The organism is Corynebacterium sp. KPL2825, assembly GCF_037908445.1.
Lineage (GTDB): Bacteria > Actinomycetota > Actinomycetes > Mycobacteriales > Mycobacteriaceae > Corynebacterium > Corynebacterium kefirresidentii.
This window is the reverse complement of record NZ_JBBMGI010000008.1, coordinates 123,141-130,480: the sequence shown is the minus strand read 5'-3', so window position 1 is coordinate 130,480 and position 7,340 is coordinate 123,141. Positions and strand designations below refer to the sequence as shown.

At 52.4% G+C, this 7,340-nt stretch carries 9 protein-coding genes and 1 pseudogene; 5 read left to right on the top strand and 5 right to left on the bottom strand.

Annotation, left to right across the window (positions count from 1 at the left end; genetic code table 11):
- Nucleotides 1–458 precede the first annotated feature (458 nt).
- Together WMQ00_RS08085 and WMQ00_RS08080 are read left to right on the top strand one after the other, a co-directional pair.
- Nucleotides 459–1,043 carry a TetR/AcrR family transcriptional regulator gene (locus WMQ00_RS08085; RefSeq protein ID WP_317001662.1) on the top strand — a complete coding sequence of 195 codons (585 nt, stop codon included), beginning with the start codon at nt 459–461 and terminating at the stop codon, nt 1,041–1,043.
- Nucleotides 1,040–1,399, top strand: coding sequence for a DoxX family protein (locus WMQ00_RS08080; protein WP_284868546.1), 360 nt, complete (start codon nt 1,040–1,042; stop codon nt 1,397–1,399). The genes WMQ00_RS08085 and WMQ00_RS08080 overlap by 4 nt, the downstream gene beginning before the upstream one ends.
- Before the next feature lie 123 nt (nt 1,400–1,522).
- On the opposite strand, the gene WMQ00_RS08075 is transcribed toward WMQ00_RS08080, so the two are convergent.
- Complete coding sequence (locus WMQ00_RS08075; protein WP_317001661.1) at nt 1,523–2,005, bottom strand: helix-turn-helix transcriptional regulator; 483 nt, start codon at nt 2,003–2,005, stop codon at nt 1,523–1,525.
- Between the two features lie 73 nt (nt 2,006–2,078).
- The gene (locus tag WMQ00_RS08070; RefSeq protein WP_317001660.1) at nt 2,079–3,296 is read right to left on the bottom strand and encodes a type I restriction enzyme subunit R domain-containing protein; all 1,218 of its coding nucleotides are present in this window, start codon (nt 3,294–3,296) and stop codon (nt 2,079–2,081) included.
- Between the two features lie 141 nt (nt 3,297–3,437).
- On the opposite strand from WMQ00_RS08070, the gene WMQ00_RS08065 reads away from it, so the two are divergent.
- Nucleotides 3,438–4,229, top strand: a complete 792-nt coding sequence (locus WMQ00_RS08065; protein ID WP_340440860.1) for a hypothetical protein — start codon at nt 3,438–3,440, stop codon at nt 4,227–4,229.
- Between the two features lie 110 nt (nt 4,230–4,339).
- Nucleotides 4,340–4,849 carry a hypothetical protein gene (locus WMQ00_RS08060; RefSeq protein WP_284868550.1) on the top strand — a complete coding sequence of 170 codons (510 nt, stop codon included), beginning with the start codon at nt 4,340–4,342 and terminating at the stop codon, nt 4,847–4,849.
- Nucleotides 4,850–5,143: 294 nt separating this feature from the next.
- Here the strand turns inward: WMQ00_RS08060 and WMQ00_RS08055 are convergent, their stop codons facing one another.
- Both WMQ00_RS08055 and WMQ00_RS08050 read right to left on the bottom strand, forming a co-directional pair.
- Nucleotides 5,144–5,521: a hypothetical protein gene (locus tag WMQ00_RS08055; protein WP_317001658.1), complete on the bottom strand. Its 378-nt coding sequence runs from the start codon at nt 5,519–5,521 to the stop codon at nt 5,144–5,146.
- 14 nt (nt 5,522–5,535) lie between these two features.
- Complete coding sequence (locus WMQ00_RS08050; protein ID WP_340440859.1) at nt 5,536–5,964, bottom strand: hypothetical protein; 429 nt, start codon at nt 5,962–5,964, stop codon at nt 5,536–5,538.
- Between WMQ00_RS08050 and WMQ00_RS08045 the strand changes: the two are divergent.
- Nucleotides 5,934–6,275: pseudogene (locus WMQ00_RS08045) on the top strand (integrase core domain-containing protein); the annotation flags it as partial. The gene WMQ00_RS08050 and the pseudogene WMQ00_RS08045 sit on opposite strands and share 31 nt — an antisense overlap.
- 229 nt (nt 6,276–6,504) lie before the next feature.
- Here WMQ00_RS08045 and WMQ00_RS08040 read toward each other — a convergent pair.
- On the bottom strand, nt 6,505–7,266 hold the full coding sequence (locus tag WMQ00_RS08040) for an ASCH domain-containing protein (protein WP_317001655.1): 762 nt from the start codon (nt 7,264–7,266) through the stop codon (nt 6,505–6,507).
- Nucleotides 7,267–7,340: the final 74 nt, after the last annotated feature.

Sequence of the window (7,340 nt, the reverse complement as noted above, 5' to 3'; positions counted from 1 at the left end):
CCTTAACATCCTTCGGAGTCCAACGCGTCACAACTACCTCCCGGTCGAAGTGGCGCATTCACCCCTTGACAGCACGAGACCTTTCAAGCTTTCTGCTTCCGGTGCTTTAGTTTGTTCAACTGCTTATTCTGGGCGAGTCAACAATAAGGTTCAAGGCAGCCTAACTTGACCCCTCCCGATCCAAACACGGAAAGCTCCCGGGCTTCACGAAGTAGACTTCAGGATGATCCGACCGATCAGCACAATAGATTGTCCCCAAACCAGTCTTCGCGCATCCAAAAGTCATCAGGTTGAGAGACCCATTTTTGGATACTACAACCGGGATATCATCACCTCACCCCTATTCGAGTAAGGCAGCTCCAGATTCCGCTAAACGGAGATACTCGGATACTTCCTCGTCAGACATCGCTTTTGCAGTTCTCTTCCCGGTCAGCAACAAAACTGCTACTGTAATGAACATGTTCACTGAACACGTTCATCAGAATTCACGGACCCTCTCAAAAAATGCAACACACCTAAAAGTTCTCACCGCCGCAAGCGAGCTTTTCGAAAATACGGGATATGCGGATACCAGCATCAGAGCAATTGCAAGGAAAGCAGAAGTAAGCGTTGGCACAGTGATGTCTGTCGGTGAAAAACGCGCATTACTGGTTCACTGCATAAGCTACCGAATCGCCCAAATCCATGACGAGCTCAGAAATCAGCCACCAGGAGATCTGATTTCTGTAATCGACCCATTTTTGGATATGTTTGCAGGACACAGCGATCTTTCCCGCTCCTTTGCATCTGCCCTTATCGAGTTAGGTGATCAAGGTCAAGAGCTCAAACGCTTGGAACACCTACTGACAGAAGAAATCCTTCGGCGGCTTGCAACGTCCATTTTGACCGAAGAAAATTCTCGTAACTTCGCGGGAGTTTTGTACCACGCCTACCTCGGGTTACTTATCGGTTGGGCAGCCGGGCGCTATTCGTCTCAAGAACTCAAAGAACAAGCACGCACCATCGTCAATCGATTAGAAAACGCATATGGAGTCCAATTATGAACCTCGAAACAACCCCCTCCTGGCCCTCCATCATCCTGGCCATCATTCTTTTCGGTGATGTCATACTGTCGATTCGCCCCGCACACTTCATTGAAAAATGCCTCACCGGCGTGAAATTCCCACGCCAATGGTGGTGGGCGCTCATCTATATCAAATGCGTCGCTATTTCCGGTCTAATAATCGGACTGTGGTTGCCCGGGATCGGAATTGCGGCACTAGCAGGCATCGTCGCATATTTCTTTGCCGCAGCCTTTGCTCACTTAAAAGCTCGATTCATCGGCACCGAATTCTGGATTAACTGTTTAGGAATGCTCATTTTCTCTATAGTGGCGCTTATTGTGACACTCGCAGTATGAATGTGCCGACGGACTACGCACCATTGTGTACCCCTGCACACCGTAGGGATTTTCGCCTCCGACGCATAGCCATGCACCCGACAGTAAATGTCGTCGCAGGAACCCGCCTGGGGCTTAGTAAGGTCACTTGGCTGTAGCTTCGTAGAACAACTGTTGAGTGTTGTAACGGCCAGGGAATCGCTGCTCAATCCATCGGGATACCTCCCTGGCACTGTAGACGCGTAGCCTGCGGCCGGTGGTGTCATCGAAACCAATCATCGGGGTGGGTGCGCCTGGCACTCGCCGCAGCTGGGTGGCAAGACGGTGCGGTGCCATTCCGATGACCTCCGCCATATCCCGCACGGTCTGTAAATCGTTGTGGTTCGCACATTCGTACTGGTGGAGGCGATTTTTGTGGAGCCAAGCGGACACTTCGGCCCGGTCAAAGGTTCTATCATGCCCTGACGAACCCAAAGGCTTCGGAAAGTCGGAATACACGCGCATCCACTGATGCATGCCGTCTCGACTCAGCCCCACCTCGGCGGCAATCTCCGAGAGAGTCATCGGCTGCGACTGCGGCTCCCACACCGGCACGTCATCCGCGGCACTGTCGTCGTAAATGCTCATGCGTCATCCTGGCGTTACTGCGCCCCTGCCCTGCCGGTGCTACGGGTAAACGGCCGGGAGGGGCTTGGGCGGGCTACTGGGCGTTGTCGTTGGCCGCGCGGAAAAGCAGTGTTGCCATCACTTTGCGCAGCTTGTCGATAGAAACCATATCGCCGGTAAACAACTCCCCCAACTGCTCGTTGGCCGTCATGAGGGTGAACAGGGCTGATGAAAGCTCGTCGGACAGTGCCGGGGCCTGTTCCAGCTGCTCGCGGGTGTTTTCGCGCGCCATCTCCTGGAGACTTTCTTCCTGCTGGAGCATTTCGTACAGGTTGAGCACGAATGAACGCATCACAGGCGTGTTGGTGGGAATTCCAGCGGCCTCCAGAATCTGGTTGGCTTCGTCGACGGCTTCGTCGAACGCAGCGAGGGTTTCCGAACCGGGTTTAGCCGCCCCGCCACCACCAAAGGTGGGCACCTCCAGCCCGGCCAGCTCGCCGTCGCCGTCGGTCAGCCCGAGGTTCATTGGGTCGGTGGCTGCCTCGACGCGCGCGCCGATAACGTCCACTCCGGCAATGTCGACGATTTCGTCGTCGTTTTCGTCGACGTGCAGGTTGCGGTAGAGGTATTTGGCGACCACTGCACGTTTAACCATGGAGGGGTCCTCGAAGTTGACGATTTGGGAGAGAAACTCCCAACTTTTGACGTAGGTGCGCAGTTTGGCGCGGAAGTCGAGGAGGCGTTGGATCGTCTCATTATCCTGCGGCTTGGCGCGGCGGGCGGCGTTTATCTGGTCGTTCCAGCGCTCGATGGGGTGTTTGAGGCGGTCACGGAAGTTTTCATGACCTGTGGTGTCTTTGGTTTTGAAATAGATTTCGGCGACCGCATCCATGTCAGCCTCGGTGTAGATGCCAGCTGCGTCGAGGTCGTCGGCGACCTCAAACAGGATGGATGGGTCAACGTTGTCCGGCAGGGAATCTGACTTGTAGTAGAGCTGGAAGTCCTCAAGCACTTTGGCGGGGTCTTTGACGAAGTCGAGAACGATAGGGTCAGTTTTGCCGTCGCAGATACGGTTAAGCCTCCACAGGGTCTGAACGGTGGCAACGCCGGAAAGCTTCTTGTCGACATACATGGCGCACAGGCGGCGCTCGTCGAAGCCGGTCTGGAACTTGTCTGCGACAATCAGCACACGGTACGGACCGTGTGCGTCTTTAAACGACGTTTCCACATCCCGCACCTCGGGTGGTTTGATGTTGGCCTCGTTGTGCTCCTGACCGTTTTCGTCGGTGAGCTTGCCGGAAAATGCCGTCAATATGTGCACGTCGGTGTAGGCGGCTATACGGTCGAGGAACCTGTCTGCCCTACCCCCACTTCTAGGCCGTTAAATATGCGATACTGATAGAACTTTAAAAAAGGAGTAGCGATGGGCCGACGAGTTCTAACCGTCACAGAAATGACTTTCCATCAAAAGCGGGTTCACAACGGAGAAACCCGCTCACCCTCAGATCTCGACGGAAAAGATCTTCTCAATATATTCCACGACTGGGTGAACGATATCCTCGAAGAAGACCAGACCTTCGGTAAATATCAAACGTTTGTGGTGGTCAAATCTGCCAAACGGGTTGCCGCGCGGGTGTTATTGGTAGATCTTCGTGTCGGTTCCTACGGTGAGCCCGGAGAGGTGCGGGACGTGAATACCAAGGAAATCGTTCATATAATTACCGATGATGAAGCGCCCGTGGGATCAAACCGCGCACTGCTATTTGTACCCCAGATTGGCGAACGCGCTTACTTTCTAGCAGAAGAATCCTCACGCGGTTCGGGGGGAAGCCGCATCTTGGCCATGTTCAAGCACCACTTCTCGGAGTCCATAGACGCCATAACTATGACAACAGCTAGGGAAACTGAGGCCGAAACGTGGACCAAATTAGCTAATTTGGCGGAGATTGAGGTTCGAATAACTGGTAGAAGCGTCGACATTGCTGACGGCCCGGACATTAAGGTGGGGCGACTTTCCCATCTAGCGCGACCCGTACGGGGCTCAAAATACTTCCCACGTCATTTGCTTAAGAAGCTGTCAGATAAAAAAGTACTCAGTCAGGTCGTTTCCGTACCAGATCTCGATCCCGATCATGAGGTGTACGTCACGATGGAATATGGCGACCGCTCAAAAAGTTTTTATTGGGGAACGAGACAGGACCCGCTATCCGTGAGGTGTTGTCCGAAGCAGGGGACACGCCCCTAACCGATGAAGAGCTAATCGCCCGCTGCACAGAGAGAATAGGCGGTCTCCTCCAACGTCATCAGGAATCGTGGGACCCTGCCTGGAGCAAACCCCAGGAAGGATGATGCCTGATGGGTAAGTCATCGCTGCGGCGCGTCCCTGCTGACCACTTTCGCACCCTCTATAACGATCAAACGGGTAAAGCGGATTGGCTGGCCTGGTCCGCTCAACTAGGCGTCCCCTGCCTCGTAGGTATCGGAACGGGACTAATGGGCGGAAAGCTCAGCGACGTGGGCGATGCGGTTGCTGGTGTATCTATAGTGTCCGGGCTACTTTTTTCGATGTCGATTTTTCTTTTTCAACTGCGAATGTCGCTGAGTCAGGATAAACGCTTAACAGAGAACGATTATCACCTGGTTGACGAGTGCATGTCCAACACTCTGTGGGCTATTGTATGGGGCCTCGCGCTTACCGTTTATCTTGTCATCGTGGGATCCTGGAATGGCATGAGTCAAGGATCATGGGCATCCCCCCTCACCGGCATCGCAGCGGCGGCAGGCATCCACTTTCTCATTGTCATAATGATGTGCATTAAACGTCTGCGCCGTTCCTATGAACGCATCGCAATGAAAAGAGCGTAGTTACTACTCGTTTAATATATTCCCTCAAGTTAGAGGAGCTGCACCTGGGGCGCACCCAACCCCAGCACGTGTCAAGACCCAAGGTAACAATGCACCATAACCTAGAGCGCTTAAGCGCTCGTCGGGCATGGTCAGCATAGAAAAGCCGCCGAAACCTCGGCGGCTTTTCTCGTGTCAGACAATCGCTAGCCGTGACTGCGAACACCAGGACGTGACAGTGACACAGGGCAAGGAAGTCGCTTGTGCGACTTCCTTGCCCGAACTAAACCCGTGAACTAGCACTACGTATAGCGACTAATAGGCGTAAATAGACATCGGAATCGTATATGCATCTTTTGCAGTACCGCCGCGCATAAGCTGGCTAAGCTTTGCTATATGCGTGCCGTCCTCATCCGGAGCTGGACTTTCAAACGAAAATGAATGCACGAGAAGCTCTTCGGAACCGTCGAGCGGCTGAGTCACAATACGCAAATTCTCTCCGTCGCTCGTTGCAGATACAGGGCGACGGTCTACACCAATAAGAGGTTCAGTTTCTCTAATTTCCTGATGCACAAGATCGACTTCCAGGAGCGTTCTTCGACCCGAAAAGTACAACACACTTCCTTCTTCGTAACGAGAAGACCTATTTACACCTGGTTCCGGTAGATCCTTGAGTTTTCCTTCATGTTTCAAGGTTTGTTTCTTGCTTAAACCATCGACTGAAAAACATCCGCACTACTAAATTCGTCAGGAAATGAAATATAGGAGTTTTCTTTCCCACACCCAAGAACAGAGAAAAATTCTGAAGCGACTATTCCAGTAGGCCCGTCGAGACGAGACTCAGACAGTAATCCGTCAACTCCCATACGCACAAGCGTTAATCCGCTGCCATCATCTTCATCGCGTTCTATCCAGACAGCTGTTTTATCAGTACAAGCCCTCAACGCGACCGGTCTCATATCACGAGTTACCACATTTGTAGTGTCCTCAGTAGCAAGCACAATACGGCTAGCGTACGGACTGTCACTCTTACTTTCATTAAAAACAAACACTGCCGTTTCGTCGTTTACTGAACCAGGCAATCGTGTGCGCCAAGGAAACAACGGGCTTGATTCACCATTCAGACCACGGTTCACAATATGTGAGCATCGTCTACAACAAGCGCTTTGCCGAGAACGGTATCGCAGCGTCCACTGGGAAGGTGGGCGACTCCTATGACAATGCTTTGGCTGAGGACGTCAACGGCTCCTACAAGAACGGACTGATCCATAGGCGCTCGTGGGCCGATGTGGTCGATGTGAAAATCGCGACGTTCGAGTGGGTCAACTGGTGGAACCAATCACGCCTCCACCAGAGCCTGGGCTACCGCACACCGGCTGAAGTAGAAGCCGAATTTTGGGAACACCACCCCAGTCGAAAAATAATGGAAATCAAGGCACAAGCCTAGGAACAAAATCCAGGGCACTTCATTTTCAAACGCACGTGGGGGCCGATTTCCGAACTGCGAGAATATCAGGCAGTAAAAATCATTCGAGGAAGCACGGCCCCCCCTGAGCAATACCTGAACTAAAAAATTGTGTATTTCAGGACGCTTACCCACCCTGCTCTCGGTCATGCGAGCTCCTATATCGCAACAATCTCCGCAAGCATCAACGCCATCCTAAAAATCGTGGCTGTTACTTACATTCACTAGCCCTCGCAGGCGAATTCGACGACGAGTGATCATCCGCTTCAAGTTCAAAAGTCACCACATCGGCGAGGTCATCGTCTCGAAGACTAGGGTAATGCTTGTCTAAAGCTTCGTGAAGCTCTACAAGCGAGCTGAATCCGTCATTACGCGCATGCGCCTCAGTCAAATCCATTCGCCGAATTGGCACTACTGACTTAACCTGGGCAGATAAGCTAACTACCTCCCCGTTTTCTTTTTCAAAGACCAATAGCGCTGGCCCAGTCTGAAACGGATCATCGATCCTAATAGTCTGTTGCTTCACCCCACTGCGTATCGCCTTTTCGTAGCCCTCCCACATAAAAATCTTCTGCCTTGCATCAATTTCACGCGGGTCAAAAGCAAAGGGAAGCAACTCCGCAACAGTAACCACCTCGAGCCCGTTGCTTCCACGAACTACGCATTGAATCGAAGGATCAACGTCGTATAAAACCTGTCGACATTTCCCACACGGAGAAATCACTTGACCATTCGGCCCGAAAACAGCCACAACAGCCTCAACCGGATCATCCGGACACACTGCGGCATGGTTAGCCAAAGCGGAAATCTCGCCACACGGCCCACCGAGAAAATGATAGGCATTCAATCCAAAAATCGACTGCCCCGAACGAGTCAATAATCCGGCAGCCACTGTATGGTCTTCGCTATCAGTGCAACGCTGCGCGTAGGCGGTAGTTTCTTTTAACAGCGAACGAACAGATTCAGTGAGCATAAAACCATGTTAACAACAGATAACACGGAAAAATCCCTTAAACCTCCAAAGTATTCGACGTTAGAGCTGAGGAT